We start from the raw sequence: 13,199 nt of genomic DNA on the forward strand, positions 1-13,199 counted from the left end.
CCGTTTCTTGTTCTTGTCAGTGCACCTTCGTCATGCCGTTCTCAGCGCATGACGAAGGGATCGGGGATCGGCTCGTCCGAGGTCTTGATCCAGACCGATTTCGAGCGCGTGTAGTCGCGGATGGCGTCGAGCCCGCCCTCGCGGCCGAGACCGGACAGGCCGTAGCCGCCGAAGGGGACGAGCGGCGACACGGCGCGGTAGGTGTTGACCCAGACGACGCCGGCATGGATGTCGCGCGCCATGCGGTGCGCCTTACCGAGATTTGAGGTGAAGACGCCGGAGGCCAGGCCGAAGGGCGTGTCGTTGGCTAAAGCCAGTGCCTCGGCCTCGCTGTCGAAGGCAAGCACGCTGAGCACCGGGCCGAACAGTTCCTCGCGCACGCAGGGCAGGTTGATGTTGCCGGCGTCGATGATGGTCGGCGCGTAGTAGAAGCCGTCGCCGATGTCGGGGCGCTTGCCGCCGGTGACCAGCGTGCCGCCGGCGGCGAGGCTTTCGGCGACGATGGTCTCGATCCGGTCGCGTTGGCGCAGCGTGGCTAAAGGCCCCATCTCGGTAGCCGGATCCTGCGGGTCGCCGATGCGGATCGCTTCGGCTTTGCGCTTCAGCCGGCCGAGGAATTCTTGCCTCACCGGCCGTTCGATCAGCAGGCGCGAACCGGCGACGCAGCTCTGCCCCGTCGCGGCGAAGATGCCGGCGACGACCGCATTGGCGGCGCTTTCGAGATCGGCGTCGGCGAAGACGACGACCGGGCTTTTGCCGCCGAGCTCCAGCGTGGTGTAGGCGAGGTTCTCCGCCGTGTTCCTGACGATGGTGCGCGCCGTCGACGGGCCGCCGGTGAAGGCGACGCGCGAGACCAGCGGATGGCTGGTCAGGCGCCGTCCGCAATCCTGGCCGAAGCCGGTGAGGATGTTGACGGTGCCGGCCGGAAACCCAGCTTCGTGGACCAACTCGGCAAAGGCGAGCAGCGGCGCCGGGCCGTCCTCGGATGCCTTGAGCACGACCGTGCAGCCGGCGGCCAGCGCCGGACCGAGCTTGACGGCCGAGAGGAAGAGCTGCGAGTTCCACGGCACCACCGCGGCGACGACGCCGATCGGCTCGCGGCGGATGGTGACGTCGAGATCCGCCTTGTCGATCGGCACATGCGCGCCTTCGTGCTTGTCGGCGAGCCCGCCATAGTAGCGGTAGTAGTCGCCGACATAGGCGATCTGGGCGCGGGTCTCGCGGATGATCTTGCCGGTGTCGCGCGTCTCCAGCTCGGCCAGGCGGCCGGCATTGGCGGCGACGAGGTCGCCAAGCCTGACCAGCAGTTTTCCACGCGCACTCGCCGTCGTCGTCCGCCACGGCCCCGAGCGCAACGCGCGGTGCGCCGCCCCGACGGCGCGGTCGACGTCGGCTTCGCTCGCCGCCGGCATCTTCGCCCACGGCGCGCCGGTCGAGGGGTCGACGCTGTCGAAGGTGGCGGACGGCTCGTCGAAGCGGCCGTCGATGAAGTTCCTGAAAAGAGCGTCGGTCATGGGCTCGCGATCAGAGGAAGGCCGGCATCACCCGGTCGATGAACAGTTGCAGCGACTTCTTCTTGCGCTCGTGTGAAAGGCCGCTGTCGATCCAGATCGAGTACTGGTCGTAGCCGAGCGCGTCATAGGCCTTTAGCCGGGTGATCACTTCATCGGCTTCGCCGATCACCAGGTTCTGGCGCATCTTGTCCGGCGCGTATTGCGGCATGGCGGCAATCTCGTCGGCGGTCAGCGGCTCCAATATGCCTTGATGCACCGGCTTCTTGTTCTGGAACCAGGCGCCGAACTGGCAGTAGAAGCTCGACAGATCCTGGCTCAGCCGATCGGCGTCGGTCGCGTCCTCGGCGACGAATGTATGCATCAAAAGCATGATTTCCGGCCGTGCGATGTCTGAATGCGCGGCGCAGGCGGTGTTGAAGCGCTGCATCAAGCTAGCGACCTCGTCGTCGCCGGAAGCCAGCGGCGTCACCTGCACCTTGCATTGGTTGGCGACGGCAAAGTCGTGCGAGTTCGGGTCGCGGGCGGCCACCCAGATCGGCGGATACGGCTTCTGCAGGGGCTTTGGCGAGGAGGTGGTCGAAGGAAACTGCCAGAACTCGCCGGAGAACTCGAAATCGCCGTCCCAAAGGCCGCGGATCGCCGGGATGATCTCGCGCATGCGCTGGCCGGCGCCCCAGGCATCGAGCCCCGGGAAGACACGCTGGTATTCGTAGCTGTAGGCGCCGCGCGCGATGCCGATGTCGAGCCGGCCGTCGGTGATGACGTCGGCCATCGCGGCTTCGCCGGCAAGCTTGATAGGGTGCCAGAAGGGCGCGATCACGGTGCCGGTGCCGAGACGGATGCGGCTGGTCTTGGCCGCCAGATAGGCAATGTTGATGAACGGATTGGGCGAGATGGTGAACTCCATCCCGTGGTGCTCGCCGATCCAGGCGGTCTCGAAACCCGCGTCTTCCGCCAGAACGACCAGTTCACCCAGCTCGCTCAGCAGCTCCGTATGCGGCTTGGCGAGGTCCGAGCGTTCCATATGCACGAAAAGCGAGAACTTCATCCCTGGTCACCTGTGTTGAGCGAGGCAGCCCTGGCGAGTGGCCGCACCTCGCCTTCGACCTCGTTGCCGACATAGACGCCGAATGCGTCTTCGGTGCATTCGCGCACATAGCGCGCCAGCATCGAGCGGATCGCCGGGTCGGCGATCTTCAATCCATCGATCGCGTCGATGTCGATCAGCCGGATGCCGCGATCGCTGGACGCCGGCACATCGAAGGTGCCGCGATAATAGACATGCGTGCGCGAGACGTCCCCGGCATCGTCCCAGACCGCGTAGAGGAAGCCGAGCTGGGCTTCGATGGCTTTCGCGGCGAGAAGCCCGTTGAGGCTCTTGCCGTCGCCTGCCGAGCCAAGGCCCCGGCCGCGCGGCAGTTCGAGAAAGCCGTCCGGTGTATCCAGAAACAGGATGCGGCCGCCGTTTTCAAGGATGGCGCCGACATCGGTGCCGGGCTGGGCGGCGGCCAGCGCCTCCTGGCTGAGGCCTGGCGTGACGTAGGCGCCGCGGCAATAGCCGAGCGGCTGCGCTGCGTTGTGCTGGAAATCGCGGACGCGGCCGATGAGGATCGAATGATCGCCCGCGTCGACCAGCCGCTCCATGTCGCAGTCGAAGCACGCGACCGAGCCGTCCAAGGCGGGGCTGCCGGTCTGTCCCGGGCGCCAGTCGACCGAGGCGAACTTGTCCGCCGCTTTCGAGGCGAAGATGCCGGAGGCCGCCTTCTGGCTTTCGTTCAAGATGTTGATGGCGAAGCTCTTCGATGTCGCGAAAACCGGATGGCCTAGCGCCTTGTGGGCGATGCAGACCAGCACCAGGGGCGGATCGAGCGACACCGAGGCGAAGGAGTTGGCGGTGAAGCCGCGCGGCTCGCCTTCCGGTCCGATCGTGGTGACGATGGTGACGCCGGTGAGGAACGAGCCCAGCGCGCGGCGGAACTCGCCGCTGTCGAAGCTGGCGCCTGCATCCGCTCCGTTGCTCTGCGCGGCGACTTCGCCGTCCGTCAGGAAGTCGACGATGTGACGCGTGGTGAAATCGGGCGCCGCCACCGCCATCATGTGCCGTTCGCCGCCAAGCACGGTACAGCGGCCGTGCGGCGCCAGTCGCGCCATGGCGGCCGACATTGCCGGCGAGGAGTTCTTGTCTTCCGAGCCGGTGATGAACAGGGCCGGCATGGCCAGCGCCGGCAGGCGCTCGGCGTGATCGCTATCGGCGCGGGCGAAGAGGCGATAGGTGCGGGCATAGCCTTCGGGGTCGACCTCACCCAGCGCCGCCGCCGCCTTTTCGGCTGCCGCCATGAGCTCCGCAGAAATCGGATCGCCGAACCAGCGCGCAATGGTCTGCGCGGCGCCTGCCGTGTCGCCGTGGCCGGTGAGGGCGGCGGCTCGCTCGCGAACGGCTTCGGCGAGGTCGGGCGGCCGGCGGAACACGGCGTTCAGCGAAACGATGCGGCTGACGCGCTCGGGCGCGAGCAGAGCGAGTTCCTGCGCGACCAGCGCGCCCATCGAGTGGCCGACGACGGATACGCTATTGAGGCCGAGATGGTCGAGCAGCCGGATCGCCTGCCTGGCATAGTCGGCCAGCTCCGGCACCTGCGGCGGCAGCGGCGAGCGGCCGTGACCGAGCATGTCGATGGCGATGACGTCCCAACGATCCGCCATGCGCTCGATCTGCGGCTGCCAGATCGCAGCGTTCATGCCGACGCCGTGAATGAAAAGCACCGGCGCGCCTGATCCGGCGCGGATGAAGCTGGTGCCGTCGGGCGCGGCGGCCCGGGTCCATTCAAGCGCGGCGTCAGCCATGCAGGTCGCCCACTTCCTTGAGGTCCTGATAGCGATCGCCGATGCGATGATGCGGGCGGCCGCCGATGGAAGCGCCAAGCGCCACGACCAGCTCGTCGGGGGCTGGGGCGTCGCTGATCTGGAAATGCACGGTCAGGTAATGCGAGCGCCGGCCTTCGTCGTTCTTGTCCATCAGCGGGATCATGATCGGCGTGTTCGGCCCGCCGCGCAGATTGGTGAAGGCGAGATAGGTCTTGGCGCCGACGGCGCGGCGATAATGGTTGCCGAAATGCAGCGTGTGGATCAGCGCCGAGGCGTGCTCGATCTCGCCCGACGTGCCGCAGATGGCGGCCTTGCCGTAACCTTCGATCGCGTCGCCCGAGCCGGCGACTGCAATAATCTCGCGGGTCAGCATTTCTCCGAGCACCGGCGCACAGGCGCGGATCTCGGGCGAGAGGTCCTCGGTGAAGCCGCGACCTGCCCAGGGGTTCGTCAGCACGGCGGCGACGCCGATCAGACGCAGCGGCCTGGGTGCCGCCTTGCCGCCTTCGATCAGCGTGTTTTCGGTATAGGTGACGATCTTGCGAATGGCCGGCTGCATGGAAACCTCTGTCGGGCGACGCTTGAAAAGGCGCCATTTCCCGCGTTGTCTTATGGTATACCATACTATGGAGCACCAAATACCTTGTCAATCGGCCATGGAATCTGTTTTTGTGGCGAGGCAGGGAGCAAGCACATGCAGGACGACACGCTTCGCATCGATCGCAGCGCCAAGACCTTGAGAACATTGGCTCTCGAGCGCATGCGCGAGGCCATCATGGATTTTCATTTCCAGCCCGGCGAAAGGCTGATCGAGCGGCCGCTTTGCGACCAGCTCGGCGTCAGCCGTTCGGTTGTGCGCGAGGTTTTGCGGCAGCTGGAAGCTGAAGGTCTCGTGCAGATGATCCCCGGGCACGGGCCGGCGGTGGCACGGCCGGACCTCGGCCGCACCGACGAGATCTATGAGCTCAGGGCCCTGCTCGAGGGGATCGCGGCGCGCGCCTGCGCCTTGTCGGCGACTGACGGGCAATTGGCTGTCCTCGAACGTGCGCTCGAGGCCCTTTTTGAGGCTTGGGCATCCGGCAAGCCGCCGGCGGTGATGCGGGCGACGACCGGATTCTATGAGGCGCTGTTCGAGGCGGCGGACAAGCGCGTCGCCTGGGAGATCGTGAGCGGACTGAATGTGCGTATCAACCAGCTACGCTCGATGACGATCGCTTCAGTGAACCGGCGCGAGCCGGCGATCGCCGAGATGAACGAGATCATGAATGCGATCAGGGCGCGCAAGCCGGAGGAGGCGGAAGCCGCGGCGCGGCGCCATGTCGAGTCCGCCTGGAAGATCGCCCGCACGGCGCTGCAGCCGTCGCCGGCGTGACCGAGGGCGGCCAGCTTGCTCTCTACGCTCCCGTCGACATCGCCGACCGCAGCCACGTCGTGATGGCGTCGAAGTCGATCGGCTGCGTCGTGTCGACGTCGAGAGGTGAGCCGCGCAGCAGCGGTTCGGCGCGTCTGGCCAGTTCGATCAGCTCGGGGATGTTAGCGGCGCCGGGGCGGCCGGCAGGCCGATGGGAGGGTCGGGATCTATAGCGTTCGCGAAGACGGAGATCACGGCAGGTTCGAATCCTGTCGGGTTCGTCAAAGCCATACCAGAGTGCGATATTGCCATCTTGGCGCTAAGCATCGAACAGCGTGAACGACTCGACCTCAGGGTCCTTGTCGAGAAGGGCGCGAAACCGGACAAAATCGCCGCGTCGTGTGCGCCAGGCGACATAGGCGTGCTGCTGTTCGATCGAGTCCCAGCCTTGAACCAATAGAAAGGCGTTCGCGGTTGAGGTGCCTTGATAGGAATGGCTGTAGCGGCAACCCGGCGCGAGCCGCGTCACGGGGATCACGTTCAACAAGTGGCGCTTGAACGTGTCCGCGTCCTTTGCGCTAAGCCGCATGGTGATAAACATCGGCCTTGCGTCGGTGGGAGTTGCAAAGGCCGGCGGCCTGTCACTCGCCGATGTGACGGCCTGCAGCACGAGCTCGGCCACCTTCGCAGATGACATCGGATTCTGACCGGTGATCAGGTTGCCGTCTTGCACCGCGAATGGTCGGAAGTTGGACGTCTTCTCAAAACGTGCGCCCAGTTCGCGCAAGCGCGTCTCGAGCAGGAAGGGCACGATCTCCGTCAAACCTTCCGCCTCCTCCTCTGCGTCCGTGAACCCGCTGACGCGCCTGTCGCGCACGATGGGGCTGCCGTCCGCGCGCTTGGCAGATATGAGGCCCGCCGCACCGTGACACACCGCGGCGACCACGCGCCCCTCGTCGAACGCTTGGCCTAGGGCGTTGGCGAGCGCCGCATTGCCTGGAAGATCCCACATCGCAGCGTGGCCTCCCGGCAGAAAGATCGCGTCATAATCCGAGGCGCGTACCTTATCGATGGAGGGTGTCGACCTCACGCAGGCCATCGCATGATCGTCGGAAAGGAACCGCTGCACCGGCGGAGGATTGTTGCCATCAGCTTTGATGCTCCTCGCGTCGAAGGGCACCTCACCGCCCTTTATCGATGCCACGATGATGTCGGCGCCGCTATCGAGCAGGGCATAATAGGGCGTTGCCAGCTCTTCGAGCCACAAACCCGTCTGACGACCGGTGCCGCCGAGTTGGTCGTGCGACGTGGTGACGATGAGTATCTTGGGCATCGGAGGTCTCCATAACAAACCGCTTGATGCTGCTCATATGGCTTGGCCTCACATCTGAAAAATCATATTGTTGAGCCGAATTGATAAAAATAATTATGAATCAGCTCAACCAACTGCGAACCTTCCTCGCCGTTTACCGTGTCGGCTCGGTAACGAAGGCCGCGGTCCAACTCGCTCTCACGCAGCCTGCCGCGTCCGGGCACATCAAAGCGCTGGAAACTCATCTCAAGCGCAAGCTTTTCCGGCGAGTTGGACGCGGCATAGCGCCGACAGCCGCCGCGGAATCCCTTGCCCGTGCCGTTGCGCCGCATCTCGACGGCATCGAGGCAGCCTTGGCCGCGGCAGCAATGCGCCACGACAGTCTTGTCGGTACGGTGCGCTTGGGCGGTCCCATAGAATTCATGACCGAGAAGGTGCTCCCGGCGCTGAGCGGGTTCCCGGACATGGGCATTCGGATCGAATTGCGGTTCGGTGTGGCGCGCGACCTAATCGAGGGTGTCCAAAGCAGCGAACTGGACATGGCGATTGCCACCGTCCGCATTCCGCGCAAGATGATCGGATATGATCCGGTGTTCCGCGAAACCTTTGTGCTCGTCGGGGCGCCGAGGTGGGCGGCGTTGATGCCGCCGGCGATGGTGTCGCGCACCGGAGCAGCGGCGGTCACCGGCTTGCCTTGGCTCAGTTACGGGCCTGATCTGCCGATCGTGCGGCGCTATTTCCGCCAGGTCTTCCGCGCTGAACCGCCGCCCGAGGCCGTCCAAGTTATCCCCGACCTGCGCGCGTTGACCGATGCCTGTGTTGCCGGAGCCGGCATCACCGTGCTGCCGAAGTATCTATGCGCATCATATCTCGCAACAGGTTCCCTGGTGGTGATGCACGACCCTTCTGACCCGCCGAGCAACGACATTCTTCTCGCCTGGAATCGGCTGGGGCTGCGGCAGCCGCTGAACGCATTCGTGCGGGAGCGGCTGCTACAAGCGGCAAGAAGTTGGTAGTCGTCGCAGAAAAATTGCGCTCAATAATACTCCTACCCCTCCATCGCCGACCGCAGCCACGCCGTGATGGCGTCGAAGTCGACCGGCTGCGTCGTATCGACGTCGAAAAGCGGTCCGCGCCGCAGCGGCTCGGCGCGCTTGGCCAGTTCGATCAGCTCGGGGATGTAAGCCGCGCCCGGATGGCCGGCGGGCCTCTGGTCAAGCCGGGCGCGGTAGCGCTCGGCAAGGACCTCGCCGGGCGCGTGGCACCAGATTTCGGCGGTCCGCTCGACGCCGGCTTTGCGCAGATGGTCCTCGAGAACGTCTCGTGGCTGGAAACCGAACCAGGCATCGACGACGAAAGTGACGCCCGCCGGAGCTTCGCCGACAACGGACCAGATCGCCTGGTAGCTGGCGCGGCCAAGCGTCCGGTTGAACTCGCGGTCGGCGCCGCCGAGTATTTCGAGGAACGGGTTCTTGACCGTGTCGAGCGCCAGCAGCGGCCAGCCCATGCGGTCGGCGATGCCGCGCGAGACGGTGCCCTTGCCGCTTGCCGGGATGCCGTTGACGAGCACGGCGCGCCTCGGCGATGGCGTGCCTGCCTTCGCTTTGAGCGCCTGCAGGCCGGCGCCGATCACGCCGGCGTCGTCGCCGAGCTTAGCCGGTTCCACCTTGCATTGATACCAGGGCGCCAGCGCCGGCGCATATGCGAGCGCCCGGTGCGCCGCCCGGCCCAGGCCGCCGCCGAGCAGAACGAGGTCGGGGTCGAACATGGCGACAACCGAATCGATTGCCGCCCGCAACGGCTTGGCCCAGGCTTCCAGTATGCCGCGCGTCGTGCCGTCGCCGGCCGCGTCGCGGGCAAAGAGCTGATCGACGGAGATGCCCGGCCCCAGGCCTGCGCGTGCGATGTGGCGGCCGAGCGCCGTGCCCGAACTGGTGGTCTCGACGCAGCCGCGCCGGCCGCAGGCGCAGATCTCGCCGTTGGCGTCGACGCTGATGTGGCCGAGCTGGCCGGCGGTTGCGCGCCCGCGCATGATCTGACGGTTCTGTGCAACGGCGCCGCCGATGCCGGTGCCGATGGTGAACATGACGATATTGTCGTGCCCCGCGGCCGCCCCCAGCGCCATCTCGGCGACCAGCGCCATGTTGCAGTCGTTGTCGAGCACGACGGGCTTGCCGGCCATGCTCTCCAGACGCTGTTGCAGGGCGACCGAGGCAAGGTCGACGTAACCGCCTGACAACACCGCGCCGCGCCTTGCATCGACGCGGCCGGGAACGCCGACGCCGATGGCCGCCACCTCGGGCGTGTCGAGCAGGCGCACCATGTCGGCGATGCGGCCGAGCACCAGTTCCGGATCGGGCGCGCTTTGCTCGGCGACGCGCTTGAGGATTTCACCCGCGCCCGAGATGCGGGCGGCACGCAGATTGGTGCCGCCTATATCGATCCCGATGGCCATCGACCTTTGTGGCATGATGTTCCGCACTTGTCCGGCGCCGGCCTGCGATTGAGGTCAGGCCCGCATCACCTGAATCACAATGCCCTAGAGCCGGATGATTTCAGGTCGAACCGACCTGAAGTCTGAATCCGGCTCTAAATCAAAGAAATAGAGCATGATGTCGCCCGAAAACCGCTTCACACTTTTCGGCATCATGCTCTAGGCGGCCTTTTGCCGGTAGCGCCCGATCACCGCCTGGATCTCGCGCAGTCGCGGCACGGCGATGGTCTTCAGCCTTTCGCGCTGGATGTCACGGTCGAGCGAGATGCAGTCCTTCCACAGCGAACGGCCGGCGATGACGCCGGACGCGCCGTTCTGCATAGCGATCTCGACCTGGCCGAGGAAGGTCGCATGATTGACGCCGGCCGACAGCACCGCCCACGGCACCTCGCCCGCCATCCTGGTGATGTTGGCGCAGGCCTCGGCCGTGCCGGGATAAGGAAGCTTCAGCACCTTGGCGCCGCACTCCAGCGAAATCCTCGTGCCTTCCTCGACGAGCCAGGGCGTCCTGGCCGCATAATCCTCGGGGCTTTCGCCTTCGAGCTGATAGGTCAGGAACTCGACCACGAGCAGCAGGTCCTCTTTGCCGAAATCGGCGATGCACTGGCGCAGGATAGCGATGTTATGCTCGTTGGCCGCCGGCCTGTCGGCCCTGAGGTAGACCATGATCTTGCCGCCGGTGCCGCCCAGCTCGCGCACGCGCCGCGCGTCGATGCCGGGAACCAGGCGCGACAGGCGGTAACCCTCGGGCGAGACATCGAAGCCGGAGGCGTCGAGACCGATGAGCAGGGCGGTGTCGCGGCTCAGCACGCCCTTGTCGACCACACGCGGCACGGCGCAAAGCGGGTCGAGCAACACGCAGGACGCGGCGCTGGCGAGGTAGCGCGTGATGTCCGTCTTGGTGTCGCCGAGCATGTCGTTGGTGATCTTGGCCTGTTCGGCCGGATCCGACGCCAGCAAGGTGCGCATGCCGCCGCGCTGGTCGCATGCGATAGCCATCATGGCCCCGTCCGGTCCGCAGATTTGCTGGTAGCCGCGCAACTCCGCGGTGGTCATCTTCGCCATGGTCTTTTCGTCCGATGTTGGGCGCGCCCTCGCCGAGAGCGCGGATCAGGGATGCTCAGTTTCACCCGCCGCAGGGCGATTTTTGCGCCTTTGATGGTGCCGTCGGCTGCTGCAGAAGGCGGCCTCGCCGGAGCAGTGACCTCAAGTTGCGGCTTCGCCGGATTTGCGCGATAACTCCCGTCGGCGTATGTGTGTGTAACACGTTGCTGAAAGGAATTGCAAGCTGCCTGTCTCTCCGATCCAGGATGCGACCACATCGCGCACGATGCTGCACACGGTCGCCAAGCTGCATTACGAAGCGGAGATGTCGCAGGTCGATATCGCGCGGCAGCTCGGCGTGTCGACGGCGACGATCTCGCGCCTGCTGCAGCGCGCGCGGGCCGAAGGGATCGTGAGGATCGAGGTTATCGATCTGGTGACGCCGGAGGACGTCACCCGACAGCTGATCGACCGGCTGGGGCTTCGTGACGCCGCGGTGATCGAGACGCCGTCGGCCGGCGCGCTGACGGCGCTCTCCGCCCCGCTCGGCGGCCTGCTCAAACAGGCGCAACTGGTGGCCGGCTCCGTGGTGGCCATCGGCTGGGGACGCGCCGTGCGCGAGGTGATCCGGGCCGGTCTGCCGCGCATTCCGGGCGTTCTCACCGTTGCCGCCACTGGCGGCATGCAGCAGCACGCCCCGCATTTCCAGATCAACGAGTTCGTGCGGCTTGCAGCCGAAGAGTTCGGCGGCACGCCGCACTTCATCCATGCGCCCTATCTGCCGTCGAGCGAGTTGCGCGAGGTTTTCCTTGGCGATGCCGCGATCCGCGATGCCGTGGCACTCTGGGACCGGACCGACGTCGCGATCGTCGGCGTCGGCCTGCCGCATGCCATCAACGCGCCGGAGGCGAGCGCCGCGACGCCGAGCGAGCAGGCGCTGGTCCATGCGGCGGGCGATGTGCTTCGGCACTATTTCGATGCCGATGGCGTGCTGATCCCTTGGGAAGGAGAGAGCCGGATGATCGCGATGTCGCCGGCACAGCTTCGCGCCGCGCCGCTGGCGATCGGCGTCGCAGCTTCGCCGGAGAAGGCAACCGCGATCATCGGCGCCGTCCGAGCCGGGCTCATCAATGCTCTTGTGACGGACACGAAGACGGCGCAGGCCGTCCTCGACGCCATGCCGCCTCGTTAAACCGCTGGCAGCCGGCCAGTGCAGGTCGCCGGCGCGAAATCAGTTGTGTCGCCGCAAGCTCGGAGCAATAGTCCGCCGGGGCCTCTTCGGAGCAGGCAGATGCTGTCCGGTGCGAAAAAGCTGTCGCTGCGGTCTCGGAAAACCGAGTTGCAATTTATTTCTGCAAAGTGTTACAAGTTTGCGCACTCGGTGTGGATGAACTCCGAGCGGCGCAGTTCCTCGGGCCTGGCTGAGGCCGGCAAACGAGACTGCGGCTAATGGCCGGTCGGCTTCGACCGGCTCGCATATCGACCGGAGGGCGCTTGGGAGGAAAGCTGCCCGCGACAGCAGACAGGCGTTCCCGGCCGTCGGCATCCTGGGCGGATCGATGGCCATTCCAGTCACTCGCAACGGCAAATCTGCCAACCACGAAGAGGAGGAATTCATGAAGAAGATTGTTGCCGCGCTCGCGGCGCTCGCCGTCAGCGCCGGGGTGCTGATTGCGCCCGCGCAAGCGCAGGACAAGAAATACACCATCGCGCTCATTCCGGGCCTGACCACCGACGGTTTCTACATCACCATGCGCAAAGGCGCCCAGGCGGCGGCCGACGCGCTCGGCGTGAACCTGGTTTTCCAGGGTGCCCCGGAGTTCAATCCGGTCACCCAGGTGCCTGTGCTTGACGCGGTCATCGCCAAGAAGCCGGATGCGATCCTGATCGCGCCGACCGACAAGGTTCAGCTGGTCGAGCCGCTGCGCAAGGCCAATGACGCCGGCATTCCGGTCATCACCGTCGACACCTTCATCGGCAGCGGGACCTACCAGACCGGCGCCGGCGACGCCGATTTCCCGCTGGCCTACATCGCTTCCGACAACGTGCTCGGCGGTGAAATCGCGGCACGGGCTTTGGCTACCGCCATCGGCGACAAGGGCAAGGTCTATGTCTCGAACGTCAAGCCCGGCATCTCGACCACCGACCAGCGGGAAGAGGGCTTCAAAAAGGAAATGGCCAAGCATCCCGGCATCACCGTGCTGGAGACCCAGTTCAACGACGACGACGCCAACAAGGCGGCCTCGCAATTGCAGGCGGTGTTCGCCCGCAATCCCGATCTCGTCGGCGTCTTCGGCGCCAACCTGTTCTCGGCGCTGGGCGCCGCCAACGGCGTCAAGCAGGCCGGGCAGACCGGCACCGTCAAGGTGGTCGCCTTCGATGCTCCGACCAGCATCGTCGACAACATCAACACCGGCCTGGTGGACGTGGCGATCGCCCAGCATCCGGCCGAGATCGGTTATTTCGGCGTCGTCTCGGCCTATGCGCACCTGACCGGCCATTCGATCCCGGTTTCGATCGGCACCGGCTTCACGATCATGGACAAGTCCAACATCGCGGATCCGAACATCTCGAAGTATCTATACTCCGAGTAACCAAACACGTTTGGTCTCCTCCCGGCCT

Annotated in this window: 11 protein-coding genes; 4 read left to right on the forward strand and 7 right to left on the reverse strand. The window is 65.7% G+C overall.

Annotated elements, in window-relative coordinates; genetic code table 11:
• Nucleotides 1-41: 41 nt before the first annotated feature.
• The 4 genes from EJ071_RS10365 to EJ071_RS10380 are packed head-to-tail and all read right to left on the reverse strand — an operon-like array spanning nucleotide 42 to nucleotide 4,935.
• Nucleotides 42-1,514 (reverse strand): aldehyde dehydrogenase, encoded by a 1,473-nt coding sequence (locus tag EJ071_RS10365; RefSeq protein ID WP_126097771.1) that lies wholly within the window; start codon nucleotides 1,512-1,514, stop codon nucleotides 42-44.
• Between the two features lie 10 nt (nucleotides 1,515-1,524).
• A complete protein-coding gene (locus EJ071_RS10370) occupies nucleotides 1,525-2,562 on the reverse strand; it encodes an LLM class flavin-dependent oxidoreductase (protein WP_126097772.1) in 1,038 nt (345 codons plus the stop codon).
• Nucleotides 2,559-4,355: an alpha/beta fold hydrolase gene (locus EJ071_RS40020; RefSeq protein WP_126097773.1), complete on the reverse strand. Its 1,797-nt coding sequence runs from the start codon at nucleotides 4,353-4,355 to the stop codon at nucleotides 2,559-2,561. Before EJ071_RS40020 ends, EJ071_RS10370 begins: the two co-directional genes overlap by 4 nt.
• Nucleotides 4,348-4,935: an amino acid synthesis family protein gene (locus tag EJ071_RS10380; protein ID WP_126097774.1), complete on the reverse strand. Its 588-nt coding sequence runs from the start codon at nucleotides 4,933-4,935 to the stop codon at nucleotides 4,348-4,350. The genes EJ071_RS40020 and EJ071_RS10380 overlap by 8 nt, the downstream gene beginning before the upstream one ends.
• Before the next feature lie 135 nt (nucleotides 4,936-5,070).
• On the opposite strand from EJ071_RS10380, the gene EJ071_RS10385 reads away from it, so the two are divergent.
• Nucleotides 5,071-5,748 (forward strand): GntR family transcriptional regulator, encoded by a 678-nt coding sequence (locus tag EJ071_RS10385; protein ID WP_126097775.1) that lies wholly within the window; start codon nucleotides 5,071-5,073, stop codon nucleotides 5,746-5,748.
• A gap of 298 nt (nucleotides 5,749-6,046) precedes the next feature.
• On the opposite strand, the gene EJ071_RS10395 is transcribed toward EJ071_RS10385, so the two are convergent.
• Nucleotides 6,047-7,060: a DJ-1/PfpI family protein gene (locus EJ071_RS10395; RefSeq protein ID WP_126097776.1), complete on the reverse strand. Its 1,014-nt coding sequence runs from the start codon at nucleotides 7,058-7,060 to the stop codon at nucleotides 6,047-6,049.
• A gap of 95 nt (nucleotides 7,061-7,155) precedes the next feature.
• Between EJ071_RS10395 and EJ071_RS10400 the strand changes: the two genes are divergently transcribed.
• Nucleotides 7,156-8,055 (forward strand): LysR family transcriptional regulator, encoded by a 900-nt coding sequence (locus EJ071_RS10400; protein WP_126097777.1) that lies wholly within the window; start codon nucleotides 7,156-7,158, stop codon nucleotides 8,053-8,055.
• Between the two features lie 32 nt (nucleotides 8,056-8,087).
• Here EJ071_RS10400 and EJ071_RS10405 read toward each other — a convergent pair whose 3' ends face one another.
• Both EJ071_RS10405 and EJ071_RS10410 read right to left on the reverse strand, forming a co-directional pair.
• Entirely contained in the window at nucleotides 8,088-9,509 is a 1,422-nt protein-coding gene (locus tag EJ071_RS10405; protein ID WP_126097778.1) for an ROK family protein, read from the reverse strand.
• A 183-nt stretch (nucleotides 9,510-9,692) separates the two neighbouring features.
• On the reverse strand, nucleotides 9,693-10,598 hold the full coding sequence (locus EJ071_RS10410) for a tagatose-bisphosphate aldolase (RefSeq protein ID WP_126097779.1): 906 nt from the start codon (nucleotides 10,596-10,598) through the stop codon (nucleotides 9,693-9,695).
• Nucleotides 10,599-10,863: 265 nt separating this feature from the next.
• Here EJ071_RS10410 and EJ071_RS10415 point away from each other — a divergent pair, with 265 nt between their 5' ends.
• Both EJ071_RS10415 and EJ071_RS10420 read left to right on the forward strand, forming a co-directional pair.
• On the forward strand, nucleotides 10,864-11,769 hold the full coding sequence (locus tag EJ071_RS10415) for a sugar-binding transcriptional regulator (RefSeq protein ID WP_126097780.1): 906 nt from the start codon (nucleotides 10,864-10,866) through the stop codon (nucleotides 11,767-11,769).
• Nucleotides 11,770-12,193: 424 nt separating this feature from the next.
• Nucleotides 12,194-13,171: an ABC transporter substrate-binding protein gene (locus EJ071_RS10420; RefSeq protein WP_126097781.1), complete on the forward strand. Its 978-nt coding sequence runs from the start codon at nucleotides 12,194-12,196 to the stop codon at nucleotides 13,169-13,171.
• Nucleotides 13,172-13,199 lie beyond the last annotated feature (28 nt).

The sequence above is a fragment of the Mesorhizobium sp. M1B.F.Ca.ET.045.04.1.1 genome (assembly GCF_003952465.1).
In the GTDB taxonomy this organism is placed as follows: domain Bacteria; phylum Pseudomonadota; class Alphaproteobacteria; order Rhizobiales; family Rhizobiaceae; genus Mesorhizobium; species Mesorhizobium shonense.